This is a genomic window from Endozoicomonas euniceicola (assembly GCF_025562755.1).
Classification (GTDB): domain Bacteria; phylum Pseudomonadota; class Gammaproteobacteria; order Pseudomonadales; family Endozoicomonadaceae; genus Endozoicomonas_A; species Endozoicomonas_A euniceicola.
Genome location: NZ_CP103300.1, coordinates 5,642,539 through 5,668,132, shown reverse-complemented (window position 1 = coordinate 5,668,132; position 25,594 = coordinate 5,642,539). Strand labels below are relative to the sequence as shown.

Annotated in this window: 23 protein-coding genes and 1 pseudogene; 17 read left to right on the top strand and 7 right to left on the bottom strand. The window is 47.1% G+C overall.

The genetic code is table 11. From position 1 onward, the window contains the following. Nucleotides 1-6 precede the first annotated feature (6 nt). From NX720_RS23085 to NX720_RS23070, 4 genes are all read left to right on the top strand, one after another. Nucleotides 7-2,415, top strand: a complete 2,409-nt coding sequence (locus NX720_RS23085) for an ATP-dependent helicase (protein WP_262597820.1) — start codon at nt 7-9, stop codon at nt 2,413-2,415. Between the two features lie 74 nt (nt 2,416-2,489). Then, on the top strand, nt 2,490-2,756 hold the full coding sequence (locus NX720_RS23080) for a hypothetical protein (protein ID WP_262597818.1): 267 nt from the start codon (nt 2,490-2,492) through the stop codon (nt 2,754-2,756). Nucleotides 2,757-2,955: 199 nt separating this feature from the next. Then, nucleotides 2,956-3,276, top strand: a complete 321-nt coding sequence (locus NX720_RS23075; protein WP_262597816.1) for a hypothetical protein — start codon at nt 2,956-2,958, stop codon at nt 3,274-3,276. A gap of 414 nt (nt 3,277-3,690) precedes the next feature. Then, complete coding sequence (locus tag NX720_RS23070) at nt 3,691-4,344, top strand: YopT-type cysteine protease domain-containing protein (protein ID WP_262597814.1); 654 nt, start codon at nt 3,691-3,693, stop codon at nt 4,342-4,344. A 56-nt stretch (nt 4,345-4,400) separates the two neighbouring features. Here the strand turns inward: NX720_RS23070 and tnpC are convergent, their stop codons facing one another. Together tnpC and NX720_RS23060 are read right to left on the bottom strand one after the other, a co-directional pair. After that, nucleotides 4,401-5,927, bottom strand: coding sequence for an IS66 family transposase (gene tnpC, locus NX720_RS23065; protein WP_262597813.1), 1,527 nt, complete (start codon nt 5,925-5,927; stop codon nt 4,401-4,403). 59 nt (nt 5,928-5,986) lie between these two features. Continuing rightward, nucleotides 5,987-6,163, bottom strand: coding sequence for a transposase (locus NX720_RS23060; protein ID WP_262597812.1), 177 nt, complete (start codon nt 6,161-6,163; stop codon nt 5,987-5,989). 433 nt (nt 6,164-6,596) lie between these two features. On the opposite strand from NX720_RS23060, the gene NX720_RS23055 reads away from it, so the two are divergent. Continuing rightward, the gene (locus NX720_RS23055) at nt 6,597-7,814 is read left to right on the top strand and encodes a DUF819 family protein (RefSeq protein WP_262597811.1); all 1,218 of its coding nucleotides are present in this window, start codon (nt 6,597-6,599) and stop codon (nt 7,812-7,814) included. Nucleotides 7,815-7,933: 119 nt separating this feature from the next. After that, the gene (locus NX720_RS23050; protein ID WP_262597809.1) at nt 7,934-8,077 is read left to right on the top strand and encodes a hypothetical protein; all 144 of its coding nucleotides are present in this window, start codon (nt 7,934-7,936) and stop codon (nt 8,075-8,077) included. A gap of 21 nt (nt 8,078-8,098) precedes the next feature. Here the strand turns inward: NX720_RS23050 and NX720_RS23045 are convergent, their stop codons facing one another. Then, on the bottom strand, nt 8,099-8,890 hold the full coding sequence (locus tag NX720_RS23045) for an ISAzo13 family transposase (RefSeq protein ID WP_262597807.1): 792 nt from the start codon (nt 8,888-8,890) through the stop codon (nt 8,099-8,101). Here NX720_RS23045 and NX720_RS23040 point away from each other — a divergent pair. Both NX720_RS23040 and NX720_RS23035 read left to right on the top strand, forming a co-directional pair. Continuing rightward, nucleotides 8,882-9,205 carry a hypothetical protein gene (locus tag NX720_RS23040; protein WP_262597806.1) on the top strand — a complete coding sequence of 108 codons (324 nt, stop codon included), beginning with the start codon at nt 8,882-8,884 and terminating at the stop codon, nt 9,203-9,205. The genes NX720_RS23045 and NX720_RS23040 overlap by 9 nt on opposite strands. Before the next feature lie 290 nt (nt 9,206-9,495). Next, the gene (locus tag NX720_RS23035) at nt 9,496-11,550 is read left to right on the top strand and encodes a metallophosphoesterase family protein (RefSeq protein ID WP_262597805.1); all 2,055 of its coding nucleotides are present in this window, start codon (nt 9,496-9,498) and stop codon (nt 11,548-11,550) included. 31 nt (nt 11,551-11,581) lie between these two features. Here the strand turns inward: NX720_RS23035 and tatB are convergent, their stop codons facing one another. Both tatB and tatA read right to left on the bottom strand, forming a co-directional pair. Continuing rightward, a complete protein-coding gene (gene tatB / locus NX720_RS23030) occupies nt 11,582-11,941 on the bottom strand; it encodes a Sec-independent protein translocase protein TatB (RefSeq protein WP_262597803.1) in 360 nt (119 codons plus the stop codon). Nucleotides 11,942-11,946: 5 nt separating this feature from the next. Further along, nucleotides 11,947-12,153, bottom strand: coding sequence for a twin-arginine translocase TatA/TatE family subunit (tatA, locus tag NX720_RS23025; RefSeq protein ID WP_318654066.1), 207 nt, complete (start codon nt 12,151-12,153; stop codon nt 11,947-11,949). Nucleotides 12,154-12,408: 255 nt separating this feature from the next. Here tatA and NX720_RS23020 point away from each other — a divergent pair, with 255 nt between their 5' ends. Then, a complete protein-coding gene (locus tag NX720_RS23020) occupies nt 12,409-12,834 on the top strand; it encodes an IS66 family transposase (protein WP_262597801.1) in 426 nt (141 codons plus the stop codon). 212 nt (nt 12,835-13,046) lie between these two features. Beyond that, nucleotides 13,047-14,792: a hypothetical protein gene (locus tag NX720_RS23015; RefSeq protein WP_262597799.1), complete on the top strand. Its 1,746-nt coding sequence runs from the start codon at nt 13,047-13,049 to the stop codon at nt 14,790-14,792. Between the two features lie 553 nt (nt 14,793-15,345). Here NX720_RS23015 and NX720_RS23010 read toward each other — a convergent pair. Next, entirely contained in the window at nt 15,346-16,719 is a 1,374-nt protein-coding gene (locus NX720_RS23010) for an OprD family porin (protein ID WP_262597797.1), read from the bottom strand. A 235-nt stretch (nt 16,720-16,954) separates the two neighbouring features. On the opposite strand from NX720_RS23010, the gene NX720_RS23005 reads away from it, so the two are divergent. The 3 genes from NX720_RS23005 to csm6 all read left to right on the top strand — a co-directional run bounded on the left by NX720_RS23005 (nt 16,955) and on the right by csm6 (nt 19,625). Continuing rightward, nucleotides 16,955-18,220 (top strand): PTS sugar transporter subunit IIC, encoded by a 1,266-nt coding sequence (locus tag NX720_RS23005; RefSeq protein ID WP_262597796.1) that lies wholly within the window; start codon nt 16,955-16,957, stop codon nt 18,218-18,220. Between the two features lie 149 nt (nt 18,221-18,369). Continuing rightward, nucleotides 18,370-18,597, top strand: a complete 228-nt coding sequence (locus NX720_RS23000; RefSeq protein WP_262597794.1) for a hypothetical protein — start codon at nt 18,370-18,372, stop codon at nt 18,595-18,597. Between the two features lie 146 nt (nt 18,598-18,743). After that, nucleotides 18,744-19,625: a CRISPR-associated ring nuclease Csm6 gene (gene csm6 / locus NX720_RS22995; protein WP_262597793.1), complete on the top strand. Its 882-nt coding sequence runs from the start codon at nt 18,744-18,746 to the stop codon at nt 19,623-19,625. Between the two features lie 11 nt (nt 19,626-19,636). Here csm6 and NX720_RS22990 read toward each other — a convergent pair. After that, nucleotides 19,637-20,679: pseudogene (locus NX720_RS22990) on the bottom strand (ISAzo13 family transposase). 231 nt (nt 20,680-20,910) lie between these two features. Here NX720_RS22990 and NX720_RS22985 point away from each other — a divergent pair. Genes NX720_RS22985 through NX720_RS22970 form a run of 4 tightly spaced genes read left to right on the top strand, consistent with a single transcriptional unit; the run spans nt 20,911 to nt 25,593 of the window. Further along, the gene (locus NX720_RS22985) at nt 20,911-21,216 is read left to right on the top strand and encodes a hypothetical protein (protein WP_262597792.1); all 306 of its coding nucleotides are present in this window, start codon (nt 20,911-20,913) and stop codon (nt 21,214-21,216) included. 36 nt (nt 21,217-21,252) lie between these two features. Next, a complete protein-coding gene (gene cmr1 / locus NX720_RS22980) occupies nt 21,253-22,455 on the top strand; it encodes a type III-B CRISPR module RAMP protein Cmr1 (RefSeq protein ID WP_262597791.1) in 1,203 nt (400 codons plus the stop codon). Further along, on the top strand, nt 22,445-24,403 hold the full coding sequence (gene cas10, locus NX720_RS22975) for a type III-B CRISPR-associated protein Cas10/Cmr2 (RefSeq protein WP_262597790.1): 1,959 nt from the start codon (nt 22,445-22,447) through the stop codon (nt 24,401-24,403). Before cmr1 ends, cas10 begins: the two co-directional genes overlap by 11 nt. After that, a complete protein-coding gene (locus NX720_RS22970; protein ID WP_262597789.1) occupies nt 24,400-25,593 on the top strand; it encodes a type III-B CRISPR module-associated Cmr3 family protein in 1,194 nt (397 codons plus the stop codon). The genes cas10 and NX720_RS22970 overlap by 4 nt, the downstream gene beginning before the upstream one ends. Nucleotide 25,594 lies beyond the last annotated feature (1 nt).

Below are 25,594 nucleotides of genomic sequence, written 5' to 3'. Positions count from 1 at the left end.
CTTTCTATGGAACTGACGCCTCATCAGCAAACTGTTGCCAGCCACCAGAATGGTCACGCCCTGTGCATCGCCGTTGCAGGCTCTGGCAAAACCACGACCCTGGCACATCTGATCAAAAACCTGTTGGCTTCCGGCGCGGATGCCCGGCGCATAATGGTCATGATGTTTAACAAATCGGCTCAGCTGGATTTCAGCGACAAACTGCACAGGCTGGTGAGGCAGTCACTGCCTGTCGAAATACCGCTGCCTGAAGTAAGAACCTACCACTCAACCGGTCTGCGGCTGTTAAAATCCCTCGAAAGCTGGGGGCTCAGAACGCCCTTTGAACGTCAGCCAATGGGAGACAAAGAGACCGAACTGCTGATCAGGAACCTGATATTCCAGTTTGCTCCCGGTACTATGAAAGACCGTCTGAAAAGTGATACGGCCAAATACATCGAAAGCGTTATCCAGTTTATTGATTCGGTAAAAGCCTTTCTGACGACGCCAGAACAATACTTCAAAGAGAATAACTACCCTGATGAATTCCGTTTTTTTCAGCCGATATTCTACGCTTTTGAGCAGTGGCGACATGAGCATCGCCGTATCACCTTCACCGATATGCTGTACGACACCGTTTGTCTGATTGAGCAACACCCGGAAATTCTGCCCCGTGTGACGAACAAGATGGACTACATTATTGTTGATGAGTATCAGGATACCTCAACCCTGCAACACCGCTTTACCCAGATCATTGCCGGAGCAAGGGCCAGAGTGGTCGCCGTTGGTGATCCTGACCAGACCATCTACGAATTCGCCGGGGCGAACATTAACAATATCCTCAGCCATTTTGAAAACGACTTTGGTCAACAGGCTGAGGTTGACCAGCTGACACTGCCTCACACCTTCCGCTATGGTCACAGTATTGCCATGGCTGCCAGCCATCTGATTGCCCGGAACAAAGCCCGCAAAAATGTTATTTGTCAGGCTCATAATGATAACGCCCCCTCAAACATTGAGGTCACACAGAGTCAGGATGAAACTGACACCCTTATTAAGGCGCTGGTTAACCATCTGCAACAACCCGTACCGGAAGCACTGGCCATACTGGTCAGAGTCTGGGCGCAGGCTGTTCCCATTGAATTGAGCCTGCTTGAGCGGGGAATACCGTACCGTCATGACGGCCCGTCACTGTTTGAGCGCCCCGAAATCGACGCCCTAATGGCTGCACTGGAGCTAAACAGCGGTCAATTCCATTTTATGAGCATTGACCAGCGCCAGAAACGTCTACAACGATTATTGACACTGCCTCATATCGGGCTGAAAACCCATCTTGCCGAACAACTGGTTGACAACCTTAAAAGACTTGAGGATGGCTATGGAAAAGCGCTGTCCCTTTATTCAGAGCGACTCACTGGCATCTCAGACTATCAGCGCAAGAAACTCGCTATCCGCGGAAAAGTCTGGAGCTACCTGGAAAAAAGTGGCGACAGCGAAACAACCACCAAACTGCTGAACAACTACATTATTCAGACAGAATTGCGCGACAGTCTGCAATCCATGAGCCTTAATGACCAGCGAACTGAAGAACAGCTGCTGGCAATTGACGGACTGCTTGCTTACATCCGGCAGCTCAATGTATCACCCTCTGAATGCTATCAGCATATTGCTGTCCTGAAGCAGAAAAACCGGGAACGATCCCGCAGTCGTTCAGACAACCAACTGATCACCCTCAGCTCCAGCCATCGGGCGAAAGGACTGGAATGGCCTGTCGTCTTTATTCCGGGGCTGACCGGCAAGTACTGGCCCTTTGTTCGTGAAGACGACCTTGCCGGACCAACAGCCAACGACCTTGAGGCTGAACGACGGTTGCTGTACGTTGCCATGACCAGAGCCAGAAAGACATTACACCTGTTCACCTGCCCTGGCGATATTCATACCCTGTCAGCAAACTGGGCACAGGACAAAAAAGTCACCCCCAGTCGTTTTCTGGCTGAAATGGCACTTCCTGCGGCTCAAACCTTCAGTCAGTATCTACACGACAACGACAATGACTCTCTGATAAAAGCCATGGAACAGACTGGCCTGACCCGGCAAAGTCGTCTTTATCTGGAAGCAGTTCGTCCGGAGCTGGCAGAAGCCATTGCCAGAATACCTTCCCGCAAAGACATTCTCAGTCAGCAAAAAAGACAGTCCTACAACAAAGCCCGGTCTCACCCTGCCAGACAGGCGGTTCTGTCTTCTCTGCACCAGGCAAGCGCGGCCTCAGACAATGAACCCTGGCAACCTGACGCAAGGGTTAGACACAGCATTTTTGGTGTCGGCAGAGTGATTGAAGTGAATGACAGTAACTTTGTGATTCTGTTCGACAGTCAGCATGGCGTAAAACGATTTGCACGAACAGAACAGGTCAGGCACTTGTTTGAAAGAGCGTAAACAGACATAAGCAAATAAATCATTTATTGATTTGAATTGATATACTCACTGAACCTACTGAAGCAGTAATAAACATGACAGATAATCAAACTCTTTTTACCGGTGAAATGCTGATCGACGTTGCCCGGAATCAACTGGATGAAGGCAACCCGGTAAAAGTAAAAGAGACCATGATGCGCCTCCGCATGACGGGCTTCTCAGAACAGGAAGCACTGGAGTACATCGCCTGCGCACTAGGGCAAGAGATGACCCATGTGGTTGAAGGTGGTATGAGTTTTGATGAAAAGCGTTACAGCCAATACCTTGATACCCTGCCTGAACTCCCCTGGGCAGAAGATTAACAAACCTGAGGCAAGAGGTTTCCTGTGGATTCACTGACACAGGCGGCCTTGGGGGCAGTGGTTACCGGAGCATAGCAGGCAGGCAATGGAAAATACCCCGAAGAAGATTGGTCAAGTTACGCCCTCTAAAAAAGTAATATTCCAAGCCTTCACTGCTATATTTAAAGCTTTGATGAACCAGTGCGGGAGTTATTAAACCGTGTCAGATGATATTGCATTCAAAATCCAACTGGGTTTGATCCTTCCAAAACTAAAAGATAAGTTATCTTCAGATTTAACAGGCATTGTCAGAGAACTCGTTCAGATAGTTTCTGCCGGAAGCATTGAAGAAGGTGACTCGCTCGATATAGATTCTGTTAAAGAGGTCATCATGAAAGACCTGGAGATTTTTCTGGATAAAGAAATCATCCCTGTGATCGAAGCTGAAATGAAGTCTACACAGGAAGGTGAACAAACAGAGGAAGAGGCAGGATCAGAAGAAGAAGCTACGGAAGAAGCCACTGAACCGGAAAGTAGCTAAAAGCAGCGTCGAGCGTCGAGGCTTAGGGTAGTGGCACTCAATAACATACCAGCACCTTCGCAGGGATGACGATGGGGCATTTTTGTATGCGACTTCCCTTATTTTCTTCCCGTTTTCTAACGCACCCGGCAAAATACAAGTGATTATTTTGCCGGGTGTTCTTCGGGAAAAACCTAAAACTCGACTCTCAGTCTCAGGTTCTTCATCGCCTTTAAGTAGAGGAAAAAGTTGTGGAAATCAGTTGCATCTACCATGATTGGTTAAGCTAGCCTCCTGTTGCTACGATGAAAGCTCTGCGAAGCCTTAAAGCCTGAGTGGAAGCAGTGAGGCCAGCGTAAGAATTCACATAGCTTCTCATTCGGTCAGAGAAAGCTTGAGATTCGAGTGTGTACATTCTTGTGTTCGGATAAGAAAGTGACTTTTGAAGAATGGCTTATTGATTTAGTAAATCGTCATCATGGGCATATCACTTGGAGATTCTCTCAAGACGAACCTTTATCCTCTATACAAGAGTTGAAACGTTATATACCTGGTGTTTGTACGGCACTCAGTACTTTATGGATTGTTTACCATGCTCATGAGGGCAGCCTTTCCAATCATATAAGATCTGATGCAAACCTGGATGTAACCATTTGGCATAAAGCGGGCTATCTTCAACAGTGTTTATCGACGGTTGAAAACGTCAAAAACTTCTTGATGGGTCAAGGAATGTTTCCTGTCCTTATTAATCATAACGTTTTACAAGCGAGCTCCTCTAAGACCGTAGGAGGATGGAGTTATAAATTCGTCCAACACATCCAAAAACAACCACCTCCTGGCGCTATTTATGAAGCATTAGTTGGGTTTACCCAGTGTTATGCCATTATTTATTTCCGGGGGAGTTCGAGTCATGCAGTTTCTGCCTGGATTGGTGATGATGACGCCAGTTTTTTTGATCCAGATGTAGGAGAGATGTGGTTCGATAAAAAGCATAATTTCATGAGTTTTTTAGCTGAATATTATTCACACCTTTACGTTTTCTGTAATAAAATTGATGACGGTTTTGAAATTTATCCATTTTTTCGATAGTCACTAATGTTTTTGACTCTTTATGGTGGATCCAGGGCGAAGAGTCTGGAACGTAACTATTCAGCACCCAGCAAAGGTTGATCGCTGTAATTCTTCATCGCAATAAGCAAAGCTTCAAAAACGTTATGCCCCTGCTTTTTCGCCGATGAGACATAACTTCGGATGCGGCTATACCATTCCGCCCCTTTCTTACTTCGGATACATCCCGATATTTTCTGTTTTACCTTACCATTCCGGATGTCTCGCTCACTGCCATTGTTGTCGAAGGGTATTCTGAAGTCAGTCATGAACCTCAAGGTTTCTTCCTTGAATTTCACCAGTCGCTTGAACAGGTTAAAGACTTTCGTATTTCTCACTTTGTCGTCGCCCCGCCGTTGCCGTAGGCGTTCCATATATTCGGCTTCCCCGGCCTGAGCGCTTTTCGCAGTCCGCTCGAACAGCGAACTAATCCGTTGGCGAATAGTATCTGGCATCGCCTCCATGCCAATTTTTTTGAAACCGGTGCTGAGATGCCAAGCCAGCCTTAGCATCCGCTGAAGGCGTGCAGCCAGATGGTTGCAATCCCGGCCAACAACACCCTGCAACTCCCTCAGGTGATGAGCGTTGCACAGCACATGAAGAGCGGCATAGCGGAAGTAAGCCTTGTAATAGTCATGAACCAGTATTCCGGCAAAAGTCAGCAAGACGCCCATTGACTCTATGGCAGAGTGACCTTTACTGGGATCAAGGTGATACAGCGTCCATTTTTCACTACGCAGAACGTGCATCCACCATAGCGAACCAGCCACCCGCATGCCTGTCTCATCGGCACCAGCAATGGGGGCGTTCTTAAGAACATCGACAATTGCCTGCTCGGTGCTGGCCAGTTGATCATAGGCATTTTCCTGGAACGTACAAATGGAACCCGGACTGACATCCAGCCCGAAAATATCCAGGAAAAACTGGGAAGCGCGTTTGTATGGCACCAACTGGTACTGGCAGAGATACACCGCCAGCGCCTGGGTAGCAGGCCCATACTGAACATGGGAGTCAACGCCTTCCGGAAAGCTACCGAGGGTTACATGACCACACTCACACTTCTTGACTTCCGCTAAATGAGCCGTGACTTCAAAGTGACCAAAACGACCAGGTTCAAATACCTGTCTTTCGATTAGCTTGACGATTTTAGAAGAACGTAATGAACGGTGGCAGTTCTCGCAGTCTATAACCGGATGGTATTGGGTGCGCTCAGGGTCTTCGACCTGCCTAAGCGTAGAGCCTTTATGACCTCTTTGACCACCGGGCTTGCGACCAGATTTCTCTCGTAAGCTTTTGGGGTTGGGCTTTTCGCCTTTCGGATCATTGTCCGGGTCTGGCGTCGTACCAGATGAGTCTTTTTTCTTGGCGGAAGGCTTGGCATAACCATCCGTAGAAGGAGGCTTGCTACTGTTTCTGCTGTTAGTATTGAGCCTGTCGCTCAGCTCCTTGTTCTCTGCTTCCAGTTTTGAAACCTGCTCACTCAAACGAGTAAGCTGCTCCTGTTGCTCGTTCACAGCAGTAAGGAGAGCGACGATAATCTGGAATTCGGGAGCGGGTTGACTCATGACGGGTAGATGCCTGAAAACTGTCTTTCAAAATGGCACAAAATCACAAAATTTCCAGTCTATCGTTTGGGGGCTGAATAGTTACGTTCCAGCAGTTCCCTTTTCCAGGTGCTCACCATGGCGGGATGAACCTGAAAGCGTGCTGCCAGCTCAGAGTTAGTCTGGTCTCCCTTGATGGCAGCAAGAGCAACTTTGGCCTTGAAACTTGAGCTGTATTGTTTACGTTTTTTGCTCATGATCACGTTGTCCTTCTTGTTATGAATCAGAGCTTACACTCCTGTCTGATTTTTTGGGACCACTTCAAAAATCCGTTAAGAGCGCCTCTGGACAAGTAGGGGGAGTCTGGGTGCTGAATAGTTACGAAACAACACCAATACGAACATGACGACAAACAATCAAAGCAAAACCCGCTATTACGAAATCTTGACCACCAGTAGCGAAACCCAGCTCAATTCTTGTAAGCGACTCTACTTATAGTTATGCGATACTTTTACTATGTAATATCAAATGGTCTTTTACGCATTACATAATCTATACAAAGACAATCAACAACACTTCGATCTCGAAGAGTAAACCATCAACCCGGGTTCACTCCCTGCTTACGGATAAGTAGATATAACAACATCAAGAAATTCACTTGAGTTACCCGTTGTACAAGGGAATTAATTAATGATAACCAGTCCTTTCAGTTTCTTTTCTTTGCTGATGATTTTTATCACAGCTGTTCTTTTTTGTGAGAAAAGGCTCCAGTGGCGCCTGTTTAAAATTATTCCGGCTCTGACTTTTATTTATTTTGGCGGAATGATTGGTGCCTCTCTGCATATCTGGGAACTAACCCCTGAAATGCGCGTATTTATTGGTAAGCTGAAATACTACCTGCTGCCAATGATGCTGTTCCTGCTACTACTGAAAAACGACATTCGTGATGTCTTCAAGCTCGGGCCACGTCTGATGGGCTCTTTCCTGACCGTAACAGCCAGTATCGTTGCCGGTTTCATCATTGTTTACACCGCATTCAAGTCTCATTTCGAAGTCGACGCCTGGCAGACACTGTCCATCCTTTCATCGTCCTGGATTGGTGGCTCCACCAATATGGCGGCTACCCAGCAGGGCCTGAACGTTGCCGACGGTTCCCAAGCGCTGACCTATGCGTTCCTGATGGATAACATCTGTGCTTCCATCTGGCTGGTGTTGATGATTTCCTTCGCACCAATGCGTGAGAAGTTCAATAAATTCTCGGGCGCGAACAGTGCTGACGTTGACAAGATCATCGAGCACATCAACATCACTGCCGCCAAGAATGAAGACAAGCGCGAATACGAGTTCATGGACTTCATGATCACTATCGGTCTGGGTCTGGCTGTAGCTGGTGCGGTAATGGTTCTGGGCAAGCAGTACATCAACCCTGGCAACCTGACCGACGAGAACTTCCTGTCCGGCCTGCGTGGCTTCTTCAGCGGCAGTGGCTGGGTTGTGGTTCTGGCTACTATCGCTGGCATCATTGGTAGCATGACACCACTGAAGTCTGTAAAAGGCTCTGACCATGTGGGTAGCGTACTGCTGTATGTTGTTGTTGGTCTGATCGCAACATCGACTGACTTCTCCACCATCGACTTCGGCGATACCGCCTTCTATATTCTGGCCGGCTTCCTGATTCTGCTGTTCCACCTGATGGTTCTGCTGATCATGGCAAAAGTCTTCAAGCTCGACCTCTACATCTGCGGCATTGCTTCCCAGGCCAATATTGGTGGTTCTGTTTCTGCACCAATCCTTGCGGGCACCTATAACAAGGCCCTGGTTCCTGCAGGCCTGATGATGGGCATCTTTGGTTCAGCCATTGGTACTGTCAGCGCACTGATGCTGGCTAAAATTCTGATGACCCTCTGACTGATCTGAATCAATAAACCATAAGGCCCGACTCAAAATCGGGTCTTTTTTTTACCTCAAATTCCGGAGAACCCTCTATATTTCTGATGCGGCACTACTGCAACTGTTCAGGCCTGCTCATGAAGTATGTTACTGCTCTGTTTCTTTCTCTCCTGTGTAGCTTCTCAGCCTACGGTAGGGTCATCTCCGGAGAATGCACGACCACGACCAACAAAAAAGAGCGACGCATAAAACGCTATAAAATGGATGATGCTAAGGAATAGTCCCGAAATAACTTCCAGATTTCATCCAGTGGCAGGAATAGCTCTATAGTTCCATTTTGGTAGAAACTTATCGAACTGAATGGTCATGTTTTTCTTGAAATCAGCCGCATACTTCCGGCCAGTCTCGAAGACTTTGTCGATAATCCTGACTGTCACTGCAAGACCTGTGGTTGTCTCTGTTTTGCTCATGTAGTGTGCTGCTGTTTCGATGCTTTCCAGTGATACCCCCTTACAGGCGTACGTCACATGGGGAAATAAGCGATGCTCCATTGGGTTGTATTTGGAACAGTATGGTGGATAGTGCGCTATCCGGATTACCAAACCCAGGCGATTCGACAGTGCTTGTAAATCTTCCTTGAAAATATACGTCAACGCACTATTACTGCCTCCGCCATCACATAAAATGAGCAACTCGTTATGATTTGGATAGTCACGCCGACCCTGCTCATTCCACCAGAGTTCAATGCTTTCGCATGCAAATTCAGTCGTATCATGGCTGGCGTTAAGATGCAGGGACGCAGTGTTTTTGCTCAGGTCGTAAATTCCATGAGGAATGACCTTGCCATCGCTGGCACTGGGGAAATCATGGTCATTAACGATAACCGGTTCTGCAGAATCAACAATGCCTTCACGATAAAAATTACCCAGCAATTCTTTCTTTTTGGTGTAGATACTGATCACTGGTTTGCCCGCATCAAGATACTCTTTTCGCAAATGGGCAATTTTTTCAAATTGAGCATTGCGATCGGCATTTTGACCCATGGTTTGTTTTTTCTGTGGTTTACGACGGCGGTAGCCACTCTCATGAAGCAAGCGAGAAACGATGTTTTTACTGGCAGGCGTGCCAAGCTCCGTGCGTCGTTCTCGGTCGCAATTACCGATGCCATTGCCCTGCAGGCTGTGATTACGCCGAAGGTGCTTAAACCTCTGGAAAATGCCAGTGTCGTCCATGGCGATTATGTGGTGCTTGAAGTGTATTCCTTTGTTGTGCAGCCTTCCGGATCGGACGACTCTGGTGGTGAGTCCGGCGGCAATGATTCCGGTGTCGCGTCGCGGAGTGCCACCAAGGCTTATACCCAGGGCGATGTGGTCAGCCACGCTGGCAAAACCAGGACAGCCCAATGGTGACCCGGGGCGAAGAGCCCGGCACAACTGGTGACTGGGGAACCTGGCGGTAATTGAGTGAACCTGGCGATCGTTTCCATCCATAACGGCATTACGCCGTTTGGGTGGGAATGGCAATATCCGCTAAGCCACAACAACACCAGTCACAGAATTTTCGTGAATGTCTATTACCGAATGCTAATTGACTTTCGCACACGTACCATTGAAATATTTCTGTCATTAAATTGTATCAGAACTGTCGCAAACCTTATTTAATCTCCCTACTCCAAAACTCCTTCAAAGCAGTAATCAAGATGGAAATCACTAAACTGTTATCCCGTCGCTCTTTTCTGGCAGGAACCGCCAAAGCCGGTACCATTGCAGCGGCCGCTCCGCTGCTTGGTGCCTGCACTGATGACAGCAAGGATCAGCCCCTAAAGCCTGACGTTCCTGACTTTGCCAACATGAAAGTGGCCTTGCTCGCAGATGTTCACTTCCATGACGTATTTGGCGATTACGAGTTCAACGGCTACAACAGTGAAGTCACCATCCGCAGCATGCAGGACTCCGTTGGCTCAACACGCATGTTCAATGAAAACTACTTTGCCTTTATCAGCGCACTGGAAAAACTGGGTGAGCAGGGTATTAAATACATCTGTCTGCTGGGTGATTTCACCGACGATGGACAAATGGACACTCTCGCTGGCTTTAACCGTGTCGTGAAGCCTTACATCCAAAAATACGGCTTTGAATTCTTTATTGCCAACGGTAACCATGATCCGGTCAGCCCGTCTGGTGCTCACCAGACCAAGCGGTTCCTGCGACACGACGGTGCCTCCGTTGAAGTTACCAGTGATTTCGACAGAGGTTTTACACCCGACAGCATTGTGCAGGAACAGCACAAAACCAACCGTATGTTTGGTGCAGGTTATGAGCATATGTTTGATGTTCTGGCTGACTACGGTTTTCAAAGCAAGCCTTCTTACCTCCACTATGAAACCCCGTGGGGCTCTGAGCAGTTTGCAAAGCGTGGCTTGAATATCACGGGCAGTGATGGCACAACAAAATGGTGTCCGGACGCTACGTATCTGGCTGAACCAGAAAACGGTTTATGGATCTGTTCGGTGGATATGAACATTTACACACCGAAGGAAAATGGCCACTGGGATCATAGAGGTATTGGCTGGGAAGAAGGCAAGACCCACAAAAAAGCCGTGTTTGACTGGTTGAAAGATGTCACCCGTCGTGCAGAAAAACAGGGTAAGGCGCTGATTATATTTAGCCATTATCCGGTAACCGAATACTTGAACAAAAGCGCAAACGACTTTTATTATGTCTTTAACGACGCTTCATACAACAACACCCGTATCCCCACTCCGGATACCGCTGATCAGGCGATTACCGCCGGGGTAAAAGTGCAGTTTGCGGGTCATATCCATGTCAACGACACGGCTGTTCACCACAATGAGCAAGGTACACTGGTGAATGTTCAAACCCCTTCTCTCGCTGCCTACACCCCGTCGTACAAGCTGGTCAAACCCCATGGCCCTGATCTGTTTGAAATTGAAACCCACACCCTTAAGAACGTCAGGGATTATAACAAGCTTTTCCCTTACTACCGTCGAGAGATGGACTGGCGCGAATGGGCAGGTGCTGATGTTTCATGGAAAATCATGCTGGAGGCAAAAGACTACCGTGACCTGATGTTCAAACACCTGGAAGTCCTCATTGACATCAGACTCAAGAATAAATGGGGTGAAGACATGAAGACACTGTTTGAAGCCCGTACACCGCTGTTCTGGCTGATGGTACTGTCTGAACTGAAGACAAATATCAATAGCAATCAGATTCTCAGCCTGCTCAGTGTGCTGACTAATGTAGCATCTGACAACGATGTTATCAGCCAAGCTGACAGCCTGAATATCAGAGCCGATATGACTCAGGCGATCAGTGCCGTCTACGCGCACATCGCTCAATATGGTATGAACCGCCAGCAAATGATGGGTGTGAGCTTTAATGAAATCTGTCTGGCTACACTCTACCAGCGTAATGGTGACGAGCTGGCTCTGGAAGACCTGAGCTACAAGCTACTGATTCCAGTTAACGTTGCAACCAACCTGTTTGCCAAACACGATTCTGATGGTGACCTGAATACTATTGACTGGGAACATGATTATGTAGGTGGTGATCCGAAAAATGGCGGTTTGGTTAAAATGAAAGACTGTGACCTGAACACGATCAAGTCACGTTTTGCTGCCCTGGCTCGCATGTATCATCAATTCAAGCATGCCCAGCCTGCTGACCACTTCTTTATTGATCTGAAACGTGGAATAGTCAACGATATGGCAGGGAACAAGCTGCTCATTTAGAATATCATCGTTCCCGTGAAGGCGGCTGGTTTCAAGCCGCCTTCTCTTTTCCATGAGCCATTTGCAATTCAGCCGTTTCATCTTCATCCATCAGACAAGCAATTTCTTCTTTATTTTTCAGGCTGATTTTTTTGAAGTCTTCTGACGTTTTCTCGGCCTGTTGCCGGAATAACTCAGCCTGACGCTCAATGGCTTCCGTTTGCAGGTCTTTCTTTATCTCATCAATATTCAGTTCCTGCTCAACCGTCTCTTTCAATGTGCTGGCTGTCTGCTTCAGATAGTAAACCCACCTCAGAATCAAGCGGATAGCCTGCGGTAAACGTTCGGGCCCCATAACCACAAGTGCCATCAGGACGATGATAATTATTTCGCCAAAACCCATATCAAACATATTGGCTAACCTTTGGCTTTTTCATCCAGGGCTTTTGATTCATGTTCATCGCCAGCCAAAGAATTTTTGAAGCCTTTGATCGCTCCCCCCAGATCACTACCAAGAGTTTTCAACTTGCCGGTTCCAAATAGCATGACGCAAATCAGAAGAATAATGACTAGTTGCCAGATACTGATTCCACCCAAACCCATTTTTTGCTCCAGAGTAATCATTTAATCGCCCATCTTAATGGGGGAGTATGACAACTACATTGCAGCGACAGCCTGAACCCAACCCCAAAAGCTTACGAGAGAAATCTGGTCGCAAGCCCGGTGGTCAAAGAGGTCATAAAGGCTCTACGCTTAGGCAGGTCGAAGACCCTGGGCGCACCCAATACCATCCGGTTATAGACTGCGAGAACTGCCATCGTTCATTACGTTCTTCTAAGGCTGGCTTGCCATCTCAGCAACGGTTTCAAAGAAATTGGCATGGAGGCGATGCCAGAGACTATTCGCCAACGGATTGGTTCACTGTTCGAGCGGACTGCGAAAAGGGCTCAGGCCGAGGAAGCCGAATATATGGAACGCCTACGGCAACGGCGGGGCAACGACAAAGTGAGAAATACGAAAGCCTTTAACCTGTTCAAGCGACTGGTGAAATTCAAGGAAGAAACCTTGAGGTTCATGACTGACTTCAGAATACCCTTCGACAACAATGGCAGTGAGCGAGACATCCGGAATGGTAAGGTAAAACAGAAAATATCGGGATGTATCCGAAATAAGAAAGGGTCGGAATGGTATAGCCGCATCCGAAGTTATGTCTCATCGGCGAGAAAGCAGGGGCATAACGTTTTTGAAGCCTTGCTTATTGCGATGAAGAATTACAGCGATCAACCTTTGCTGGGTGCTGAATAGTTACTTCTGATGTGATAATAGTGTCAGAATGACTGACCAGATGGTTACTGTATTTCTTTATTACCATTTTTATAGTAGTAACTGTAAATTAGCCATTTCAATGATTTAACTATGAAAATGCCGCTCTCCCAAACTTTGTAGCCATTTTTATATTCGGAGAGCGTCATTCTTATTATAAAGTGCGACTCATAACTATTCAGAGGGTGTTACGTATGTATATTGATAACTTCACTTGTCCTGACTTTTACCAATCAACTTCCAGAAATTCTGGTCTACCATCGATAGATCAGAACTCAGCAATACTCAACAATAAAACAATTGCATCTATAGGTAATGAAAAAAATCCTGAAAAATTGCTCCCCGTAAATGATCTAAAAGAAGATACTATGGTAAATAACGAATCATTATCTGAACGTATACCAAAAAAAACAGATGGTACAGACAGCCCTTCCACTACACCAGGCGACTTAGGAATAAAACCAGAAGTCACCAGATCCGAAAAAATATTCACAAACCTTCCCTTGTCGTATGCAATATATAATGACATCATTAATGATCTGAAAAAACAAATAAATGATGACACAGACAAACTAAACAAAGAAATTGCAACTCTAAAAGAAATTAATTCGTTAGAACCAGAAAAATTAAATATCTTATCATCTGATAAGATAACATCTATCAAGAAAAGTATATCCAATAAAAAAAATCAGATCAGGCAGGCAGAAAAATCAATGAAAACCATTCGCTGTTTGATGAATCCAACCCCAAAAGACAATCCCATATTATATGAAATAAACGCAGCTGAGGAAATAAAAAAACTCATGACAACCGATAGCTTTGATGAAGCTCTGCCCATTATTCTATATTCAATAGACGATAAATTCAGATCATTAAAAGAAAAGCTGCGGCCAGTATGTAAAGAGGAAGAAGACAAGATTCTAACCAGAATATCAACAAGAATATTCTCTTTGTATCTGGAAAATATAGCTTGTAGCAATGATAAGAATCATGAAGAACGAATATCAACTATTGATAATATGAAGAAAACTTTACAGACGATACAGGACTTGCCTCAACAAATGGCGCATGCTGACCTAAGCCTTATAAACAGCATATTGGAAAGTGTTATTCAATCAGAAATATCCTGCAGGAATCTAAAGAAAAAAATTCATCAGAATAAATGTGGCGCCATTCTTCCTGATTGTGATCCTTGGGAGATATTGATTGATGGAAACGAGCATCCATTGGGTAGGTATATTTTTGAAGATGAACCATTATATTTAGCAAGAATGTATGATGCCTTTGGATTTTGTATTGATTCAATAACAAACAATACAGAATTATTTAACTGTAATTTTTTAATAGATATTGCCCGACATTTTGATCCAACTATCGATATAACCACGCTAGAAACTGGTTTTGGTCTTACCCTGGGACAAACCTTGACAGAAGAAGGTTTAAAAAAGCTGATCGATACTGCCTTCTGGCATCCAGATGATATACTCACTCAATCTACCCAAGCAGTTATTGACAAACTAAAAATATCACCCGCTGATAAAAATTATCATCAATATCCATATAGCCTAAAACTAACGCATGATTTAAAGGAAAATAATTTACAGGCTACTATTAGATCAAACATAACGAACCATAAGGAATATGCAGAAAATTACTTCAGTGAGTATGAAGCCAAAACAAAAACATTTACCGAAAAAACCACCCAGAAAGAAAAAATAATAGCAATAATAGAGTTGTGCCAGAAACTGGAGCGCAAACATTTGTTTCATGACTACAACTGCCGGAGTGTCTGTATTTTATTTTTCAACACACTTCTTATCAGTAATGGCTATCTCCCTATCATCCAGGACGATCCAAATAACTTTGACGGACATACTCCCGAAGAATTATATAGTCTTTTTTACGAGCAGATTGAAACAATTGGTTCTTTTGAAAAATAAGTGGGTAGTCACTCATGTATATTTCAATGGTAACTTTTCTACAAACCACTTCAATATCAGCCATTCAGGCATTACCTTTCCCTATTGATCCCTCTTAGGATAGACATTAAGAACTTGCCTTTATTCACAGGTTCTGAAGCAGTACTTTGGGCCAGCCGTTCAGAAGTACCAAGACAGGTTCTGCGGGCTGCACGGGTACATGGTGTGAACCTATAATTGCATCGTATGACTGCCGGCCACTCTGAAGCCCTTGTGGTGCAATGCGTATTGCTTAATGTCTACCCTAAGTGCACCTGCTGGCCTACAACCTGAGCAGGGCTGTAAAAGCCATTATTTCCGCTTTTTTATGGCTTAACAGGCTTCCCTGGCTGCTGTATGGGCAAAATTGGTTATTCCTTACCGAAACGACGAGTTGGGAAAGAAATACCGTGAAGCTCCATACTAAGGAGAGAAAGAGCTTCACTGGGTTTAAGATTTGGCTTTTAAGACACCCTCTAAAGAGGCGGGATTGCGCCCTCAGTTTTGTTCAAAGGGCACTCTCAACGGTTTTAGTTTATAACCATGGCGCTGAAAAAATCAGCTTCACATCCTTTTCGTCTTTGAAAGCATTGGGAAATTCTCTTGACCAGCTGGGTAAATTCGTCCTGTTTTTAAAAAGAGTACCATGCACCTTAATAGCCCCACCTTTCAGGTAACCTGATAGGAAGGTATAACCAACATCAACATTGTACGCCTGCTCTTCCAGCTTTCTGGTTGAGGTTATGCCGGGGTTTAACGTATTGGGTTTACCATCCCAGCCATGGGCATAAGACACACCGACACGCCACCCCTGTCCAAAGTCATACCATGCGCCAAAAAACAGGGCTTTTTCACCATTATGATTAAAATCAGAGCGGCTGTCCCACCACACTTCATAAGCACCGTTTGAACCTCCGAACCCACCGTTATACCCGGTTGGACGAAATGCAAAGTTGGATTCAGAACCCCACGCCTGCGTATAAGTAGCCTCAGCCCTGAACATCCAGCGTCCAAGATGAAAGCCCGTCATCAAGGCGTGCTGATACACCAGCCCATCAAAAATATCATTGGTGGTATTGCTCGTATTATCTGCATTCCAGACAATGCCGCTATTATCCTTATCATTCATGCCGTAAAAGTGGTAACTGACCGTATAATGATGACCTGCATAAGTCAGCTTCAGTTTATAAAGATCAATAAAATCATCAGCCTGACCAAATCCAGCCAGCACACTGATACCGACGTTAAAATCATAGCTGCCACCGATGCTGTATACGCCGGGAATTTTTGAGCCATCTTTTCGCAGCATACTTTTAGTGTCGTAAATCCATGGTTTTTTATATCGATCGACCCACATACAGGCGACAGTTAAACCACCATAACGGTAAATTCCCTCTCCGCCCCGGTAAGTGCCGGGAACAAAACTCCAGTTCACCCCTAAAACACCCGGACCAGATGGCTGAATATAACCGGCATGCGCTTTAAAGCTGGCAGACTCCAGCCGCGCTGCCGCTTTATAAATACTGATACCGTTTTTTATTCTGCCTTTATCATCAATCAGCGAGCTCTCTCCGAGCTGCGAAGTGCCTGAATTCCAGATATCCCAGGTACCAAAAATACCGGCATTCAGCCCGAATAAATTACTCAATAAGCCAGAAGTGAAATCCAGGTTTAACAGGGTGGTGGAGTGATAAAGGTTTTCTTTAAAACTGTTTGATACATCATCACGACGATCACGAATCCGGGTCAGGTTGTAAATATTGCCTGATACTTTGGCATCTTCAATAAAGTGATGCCCTTCTCTTTCAGGAAGACCGGAATGAAAAAACTCATTGTTATTGGAAGCCAATGAGCTTGTGCTTGTCAGAATGACCGGAACAATGATAGTTAGCATTACCTTATTAAGCATGTGCTCTCCCGATTAATTTCAGGTTCAGGTCACGGCAGCGTCTATAATGTACGACTATTAACAGGTATTTGGGCTGCGGTCAGGAATCACGAATCCGGAACTACAAGGGTTTAATACCGCCGAATGCCAAATGCCGAATGCCGAATGCCGAATGCCGAATGCCGAATGAAGTATAGAAGCCGATATTGCGGTCTTACCGACAGAAGAACCACCTCGGTCAGGTGAGTGAGGTAGCATGAAACTCTATGATCAGCTCATCCGGTTTGTAGAACTGAAGCTGGGGCCATTTGCCGGCAAAATAGGCTGTCAGCGACATGTAACCGCTCTGCGTGACGGGTTTCTTGTGGCTATGCCATTTGTCGTTGTTGGCAGCTTTATTCTTATACTGTCCAATCCTCCCTTTGCCGAAAATACCACGAATGCTTTTGGTCGCACCTGGCTGGATTTTATCGCCAAACACCGGTCTGTGATTACCCTGCCATGGAGCATGAGCATGGGAATTATGTCACTGTTTGTTTCCATGGGGGTCGCTTACAGCCTGGCTCGTTCCTACAAGATGGACGCCATTGGTGCAGCAGCACTGTCGTTAATGACATTTCTTCTTATTGCCGCCCCGGACAAGGGTGGCGCATTGCCGATGCTGTATATGGGCGGTACCGGTATATTCACAGCCCTGATATCAGCGTACTATTCAGTGGAACTGACCCGCTTTCTTGCCAGACACAATATTACCCTGCGTATGCCCGAGCAGGTTCCCCCGGCCATTGAAGCGTCATTTTCTCTGCTTATCCCTGTCCTGTTTATTTTCATGACAGCCTACCCGCTCAGTTTGTTGGTACAAGGCAGTTTTGGCATGCCGGTCCCCAGTGCGGTCATGGCTCTGTTCGAACCACTGGTGTTAGCATCTAATAGTCTGCCTGCTATTATTGCCGCAGTTATGCTCAGTCAGCTGCTCTGGTTTTCCGGCATTCATGGTTCGAATATTGTTGTTGGTATTCTGTCGCCTGTTTTTCTTACCAATATTGCTATCAATGCCAGCGCTTATGCGGCTGGTCAACCGGTACCAAACCTGTTTACACAGCCATTTCTGGATTTCTACATTGCTATTGGTGGCTCTGGTGCCACCCTTTCCCTGGCGATTCTGATGAGTTTCAGTCGTACAGTACACCTGCGCAGCATCGGTCGCATGAGCCTGTTACCGGGCATTTTCCAGATCAACGAACCGGTGATATTCGGTACACCCATTGTTATGAACGCCACCTTTTTCCTGCCGTTTGTGTTTGTCCCCATTATCAACGCCACAGTTGCTTACATAGTCACCAGTGCAGGGCTTGTTGCCAAAGCCATAGCCGTCACGCCCTGGACGACACCTGCCGTTATTGGCTCAGCCTGGGGGGCGGGGTGGATGATCAGTTCCAGTGTTTTGACAGTGTTTTTAATTATTCTCGACCTGGTGCTTTACTATCCCTTTTTCAGGGTCTTTGAAAAGCAGACATTTTAAAGAATGCACCAACGGACTATTTCTCGATAACCACGATAGACAGGCAGTTCCTCCGTTCGGTGGTAGGCTAAACCTGTTATGATGAATGAAGAGTTGTACTGGAATCAATTTCCGGCGACAGAGTTATTGTCGCTGTTAATCAGGCTGACATGGCAATGAAAGGCCGTCACTGGAACCATTCCACTGGCCGACCGGAGCCACGACTGGTTGATTTTCTGGAAAATCAGATGCTCAGTATTCAACAACGCCTGCTGGAAAGCACCAGCCAGCGTATTCCTAAGCCGGTCTATTACAGTGCCGCATATAACTACAATACTGATGCGCTGATGGATCATATTATTCGACACATGCCCAAAAAAAGGCGGCCTAAAATCTGATTACCCAGTTAAAGTGCCTGATGCGCTTTCTGGTTTAGTTCAGAATTTTCTTACAAGTATCGCCACAACAACCTCACAAGCTTGTAAAATACCCCCCGCCTTTCCAAAACAACCATAATGTTGAAGGAATCAACCGGGAGAGTGAGATGTCAGAAGAAAAAGCATTTAATAATATTCTGTTCGTTGCCTCGGGCATGTCCCCGCAAATCCTCACCGAAACACTATATGCACTGATCCATCAGCCTGATCCGTTCGTACCCGGTGAAATTCATATGGTAACAACCGTCGAAGGCTCTAAACGGGCTTCTGAGGGATTGTTGAACCAGGATTCAGGACACTTCTACCAGTTTTGTCAGGACTATGGACTTAATCCCGCAATATTCAACCAGGACCGAATTCATATTATTCAGGACCAGGACGGCACACCGCTCAACGATATAAAAACACCCGCTGACAATGAGGCAACCGCAGATACCATAACAACACTGATTCAGGGGTTTACTGCAAAACCTGAAACTCGTTTGCATGTATCTCTGGCGGGTGGGCGAAAAACCATGAGTTATTACACCGGTTATGCGTTGTCGCTGTATGGCCGCAGGCAGGATCAGCTGTCCCACGTTCTGGTTTCCGAAGGTTACGAAAGCTGCCCGGGGTTTTATTATCCAACGCCTTTCAGCCGCATGGTGACTAATCGCAATGGTGAACGTTGTGATGCGTCAGAAGCCGAGGTAACACTGGCCAATATTCCCTTTGTGCGTATGCGTGAGGATTTGCCGGATCGCTTTCTGGAAGGCAAGGCGTGTTTCAGTGAAACAGTGCAGATCATGGACAAAGCCGACGCCCCACTTTCAATGGTGATTGACATTCACAACCGAACGCTTGAATTGTCCGGTTGTCCTGTATCAATAAGTGAGCTGGAACTTGCCCTTATACTGATGTTTGCCCGTGATCTGAAAGACAGCGGTGACGAAGCTGGTTTTACGCTGCCGACCAAAAATACGCCAAGTGCAGCCATCGGGCGACCTTAGGGGAGCGGCAATCAATAATTTACCGGTTCCGGAACAATTGTCACATCCCATTTCTTTAACTCAGGGTGGCGAATGATGTGAGGCTGTATTTCAGCTAATTCCTGTTTACTCAGTCTCACACCTTTTTGATACGGTTGATCAAGTAGCTTCACTATCGGGTTCATGCATTTCCATACCATTGTTTTTGTCCACTCCAAAACAGACGTTACTGTGTTCAGAAGGCTTCCATTCCAATGGTTTTCGAGATAAGACCAGCCTCGTTCAATCGGATTGTATTTGCTGTGGTAGGGAGGGTAGTAAACCAGCCGTATCTTCAGCCCCGCTTTTTTGGCAAACTCAACCATTCTGAAAAGAAACTGGGTTCGGTGGCTGTTACTTTCAGGTCCGTTGTCTGCGTAGATAACCAGCTCATCGACATACCTGTTAGCTTCCTTCACCTGCTCCCACCATTGCTCAATAGCATCGCAGATAAAATCACTGGTTTTGTAAGAGTTGCCGTAAAAGACATACAGCTGATCATCTTCCAGATTGAGTACCCCGAAGGGGATCATTTTTTCTTTGGTTGCCATATCATGATCCAGCGCTTTGACCGCTTCTGCCCCTCTGGCCTTACCACCTCTGGAAAAATTTCCAAGGTTAACCGTTGCTTTGCAATCAATGCTGATCTGAAGACTCTGCTTTCTCTGGCTTGCGGTGCTTTTTACTTGTTTGACGTTTTCAAAGATGGCATCGGTTTCCGGGATTTTTTTTCCGGCGTGGTCTTCTGTACCTTGTGAAGTTTATAGCCCATACGGTTCAACATGTTGCAGAAAGTACGCTCTTTGGGAAGTTGCTCTTCCTGCCACCCTTTTTCATCAATCAGTTTTTTCCGAACAGCACTGGCTGTTATGCGAGCATAGGAGAACGTATTTCTGAGCTGCGGGTCAGCCTGACTTTCAGGGTCAACCAGACTTCGGATGTCTTGTTCCAGTTGACGGTTTGCTACTTCTGCTTTTGGCTTGCCCTGTGATGCGTAATTTCCATAACAAACAAGTCCTGTTCGTTTTTCATGCATCCCGAGTTCAACGGTATGACGGCCAAAATTGAACTCGGTTTCAGTAAGGCGTGGACTACCAAAACAGAGCTGTTCAGCGACTTCAGCTATGAAGGCTCTGTGTTCAGAGCCTTTGAGCTTTTTAGCAGCAAGTATAATGAGGTGTTTGCATTCAGGGGTGACATTAACGCTGGACATGACGTTCACAATCAATCACAGAGGGAGTAAGCAGGAAAGATACTCCGGTAAAGTTTGTTATGCCACTCCCCTTATCTCCGCAGTTTGTGTGAAATAAAAGGCGTAGATTATTGTGAGGACTGGTCGGTACTGGAGGGGCGTTTACTGGATCAGGATATCAATCCGAGAACCATAAAAAGCCTTTCCCATGGTCGAATGCGCGGCACATTCTACAGCCAGCGTCGCAATGAACTGATGCAGCGCATTAAACACGAGCTGGGCAAAAAGCTGGCAGAGGCTTATTTACCACAACGAGCCAATGACAATAGTGGCAACCATCGACTACTTTTAAAAGCCGGGAATGTCACCATCATTCCGTAAGCCGAAACGAACAATTATAAAACGGTGCCTTAATTTATGATAAAAAACAAACGCCTGCCTGCACTGGAAGCGCGTTATCGCATTTCGACGCCCATGTTTCTTGGGGATGCGTCGAGCGATCAATGTGCCGACAAAATACGTCCTCCATCCGTGAAGGGTGCTTTACGGTTCTGGTGGCGAGCCCTTGCCTGGGGGCGGCTTTATACCGGAGATCACAACGAAACACTCAAAGATCTGCATAAAGAGGAAGGCGAACTCCTTGGCTATGCCGCTGGCGGCAGCGATAACAAAAGTGAAAACAAAGGTTGTCAGGCAGCATTTCGGCTTCGTGTACACAACGATAAAAGCGAAAAGGGCAGAGAGATTCTGACAGGCATTGATTATCTGTTGGGGCAAGGTATCACCAAACGCAATGAAAAGATGCAATACCTTGCCAGCGGCGGAAGTTTTACGGTCAGCTGTTACCCAAACCAGACCATGACAGAAACTCAGCACCAGCAATTAGAAGAAGCCTTGTTGTGCCTGGGCTTGTTTGGCGGCCTCGGTGCCCGGTCAAGAAAAGGGCTTGGTAGTCTGTCAATCCAACATTTAACCGGTGGCTCCTATTCTGCCCCCCAAAATCGTGAAGAATACTGTTCGCTGGTAGCACGTTTGCTAAAGAATGCAGAGCTGGCAAGAGCTGAGCCACCATACTCTGCATTCTCCAGCCTTTCCAGAATCGACATTTCCTCTGTCGGAAGTGATGCCTTTCAACTTCTTCTCAGGTTAAATGATGAATTGCAGCTATACAGAAGCTGGGGAAAGGATGGACGTATTTTAGGTCAAGAGGCGGAAAGAAATTTCATTGAAGACCATAAATGGGCATATCAAATAGCAAAAGGCAGGGCTCCAAACAGTCATCCAGATAGAATTGCTTTTGGCTTACCCCATAACTACTACCTCAGTAGTGCGACTGATTCAAAGAAATATGTTGATGTAAACCTACTAAAAAACCAAGGTCAAGGTCGGAGGGCATCGCCGTTATTTAGCCACGTTCATTGCTTTGCAAATGGGGACGTCATTCTAACCCAAACATTGCTTCAAAGCCTGTTTCTTAGTGGACAACAAAAACTGGAAGTTAAGTGCGGCAGCAAAAAAAACAAAAAAACAGTTTGTCATGTTTCTGCCACAGTCAACTGGTCAGTCATCCGCAAATTCATGGATCGCTTTGAACAGCGGGAGGTGATTTATGGCGAATAAGCATTTCCACATCACCCTCGGTCCGGTTCAGGGATTTGTTGCTCAGGCCCGTCGTACCCGCGATTTCTGGGCAGGCTCATTCCTGTTGTCGTGGCTGTCCGGTATCGCCATGAATGCCATAAAGAAGCAGAACGGGGATATCAAATTCCCGATCCCTGCCCGGGGGTATCTTGAATGGCTGGAGGGCGAAGGTACAGGAGAGCCCCCTGAGCAGGGAGCCATTCCCAATCGTTTCACCGCCATAATCACCAAAGTCCCCGCCGACTTCAAACCTGAAGTGGTGGAGGCAGCCATTCGGGCTGCGTGGCAGGCACTGGCGGAAACGGTCTGGAAACAAGACCTGCAAGCTCTGGACATCGACCTGACCGAAACCCGTAAAATCTGGGAACGCCAGATAGAAGGTTTCTGGGAAATAAGCTGGTGTCTGAGCGATGAGGAAACAGCATCCAACCTTCTGGATCGCCGGAAGAACTGGCGCACCTGGCATCCCCCGGTAGAACCGGGCGTAAAATGCATGATGATGGACGGCTGGCAGGAACTGTCCGGAGCCGAACGCCCCGGCCGTGCTGGTCAGGGAGAAAGAGCGTTCTGGAAAGCACTCCGAAAAAAAGTGGGCAAGGTTGACCTGCGACAGGGTGAAGAGCTTTGTGCCATTGCATTTGTCAAGCGCCGCTTCCCCCACGTTTTTCCCCGGTTACAGGTGACAATGCCGGACAACTGGGTTGCCTATGGCTGGAGAGTACCCGTTAATGTACCTTCAGTGGGTTATCTGGCAGCAGCGCACTGGCTCGCCGATACCATTCGCAGCGCTGAAACACCGGAACACTGGGATCAGATCTGGGGTCTTCATGATGCCTTGTCTGGCTTTGAAGCCAGCAACAGCCGCCACGCTGAAATACCACGCTGTGTCCGTGATGCCGCCGGTCGTGACCCGGAAAAACAACAGTGGGAGCGCATGGACGGGCAATACCTGTTTGATTTTATTCTGCAAACCAAAGCACAGCAGGAACCGGACTCACAACAGGAGGTGGATGATGCACAACAATGTTTGAGAAAAGTTCAGGCAATCACCAAAACCCGACCCAGCCCGTTCTACGCCATCTTACGCATGGATGGTGATTCTCTGGGTAGCCAAATGAGTGATCTCAAAAACAAAAAACAGAAACCCATCAGTCAGGCACTGAATGCGTTTACTGAAAAGGTTCCGGATATTGTCAGTGAAAACAGCGGTTTTCTGGTATACGCCGGTGGTGACGATGTGCTGGCTCTGTTACCCATGGAAGACGCCATGAACTGCGCCCTGGCGCTGCGTAACGAGTATGCGGACTCCTTCAGGCAACACGGCAAAGGAATCGCCACCAGCACATTGTCTGGCGCTATTGAGTATTGCCATATCAAGTCGCCCCTGATGCAGGGGCTGTCTGATTCCCACACCCTGCTGGACGACATCGCCAAAGATTACTGCGGTCGGGATTCCCTGGCTATCCGGGTCTGGAAACCCGGTGGCAAGCATCTGGAATGGAGCTGCCCGTGGGATAAAGCCGTTCAGGGTGACAAGCTTGTGATTGACAAGCTGACGGACGATATCTGCCAGACTCTTCAGCAAGAAAAACAGGATATTAACGGCTTTGCCTGGGGCTTTTTCCATAAGGCAGAGCAACTGTTTTCCACGCTCGGGCTGGAACAGGAGAATGATCTTCTGGTAGAAGCAGAAGCTGTAATCTCCCTCCTGAAATCAATGTATTTGCAGACTGGCTTCGAGGCAAAAAACCAGACCGACGCCAGCCTACTGGCAGAGCAGTTAATTGAGCAGTGCAAACGTTACTACCGGATCACCGAAGATGAAAAACCAAAAGTTGAGCTTCGCAAAGGGTTGTCCGCAGACGCCCTGAAGCTGGTGCGTTTTCTGGTGACCAAAGGACAGGATAAAGAGGGGCAGCGACTATGAGCCAGCGGTGGCGTTTGATCTTTACTCCGGTGGATACCTGGTTCTTCCGGGAGTCCCGCCCCCATGGTGCGGCAGGCGCTGACCGGCTGGAAAGCCTCTTCCCACCGCCAGTGCGCACTGTTGTCGGGGCTATCCGTACCCGTATCGGGGAGTGCCTGAATACCGACTGGCAGGCCTTTCGCCGGGGCGAAGCGTCTTTCGAGGGAATCAGCATCAATAAACTGCTGGGTGATAGCCGTAGTACAGGTGAGTTGTCGTTTGGTGCGCTGCAACTGTTTTGTCAGGATCAACCGTTGTATCCCTGGCCAGCGCTCTTGTTGGAAAAAAAAGTACTGAAAAAGAGAGAAGAGGCTCAAACGGAATACGTCCGGTTGATTCCCGGCAAGCCGGTTGAGTGCGACCTGGGGCGGGTGCAGCTGCCTGAGCTGGAGCATGTTTGTCCGGGAGCAAAAGTCCCAGACAACCAGTACCTGAGCCTGTCATTAATGCAGGATATTCTGAAGGGTAAAAAGCCGGAAAACAATTCCACTGGAATGACCCGCCGTGATGGCCTGTATTTACCGGAACCACGGCTGGGTATTGCCCGGAACGCCAACACCGGCACCGTAGAACAGGGAATGTTATACCAGACCAGCCACCTCCGTTTGAAGGAAGACGTTGCAGTCAGCATGGAGCTGGAGGGGCTGCCTGAATCCGTTGCCAGGCGGTTGCAGGAGGATATAGAGGCATCGCCTTTTATCCGCTTTGGCGCAGAAGGCCGCATGGCCAGGGTCAGTATTGAGCCGGTTAAACAAACTGCCCTTCCGGAATGTCCCAAAGTCAGCGGCAATGAACAGGGGCTAATGCTCATGCTACTCACCGATGCCGACTTCGGTGATACCCGCAATGCACCTTTGCCGGGCTTCAAACCTGTAGAGAAAGAAAATGTAAAACTCTGGCATGGCTCAATCCACGGTCTGGATATGGAGCTTCACTGCGTTATGGCAGGCAAGCCGGTTCGCCGGGGCGGCTGGGACTTAAAAAAAGGCCAGCCCGGCGACATGAAAAGCTACGTACCGGCAGGCAGCTGTTATTTCGTTAAGCCACTGAACCGTTCACTGACAGACCTGATGAGCCTGCACGGCAAAACCATCGGCCAGCAAACTGATTGGGGCTATGGGCTAATAGCCTGTGGACTCTGGAAAAAATAAG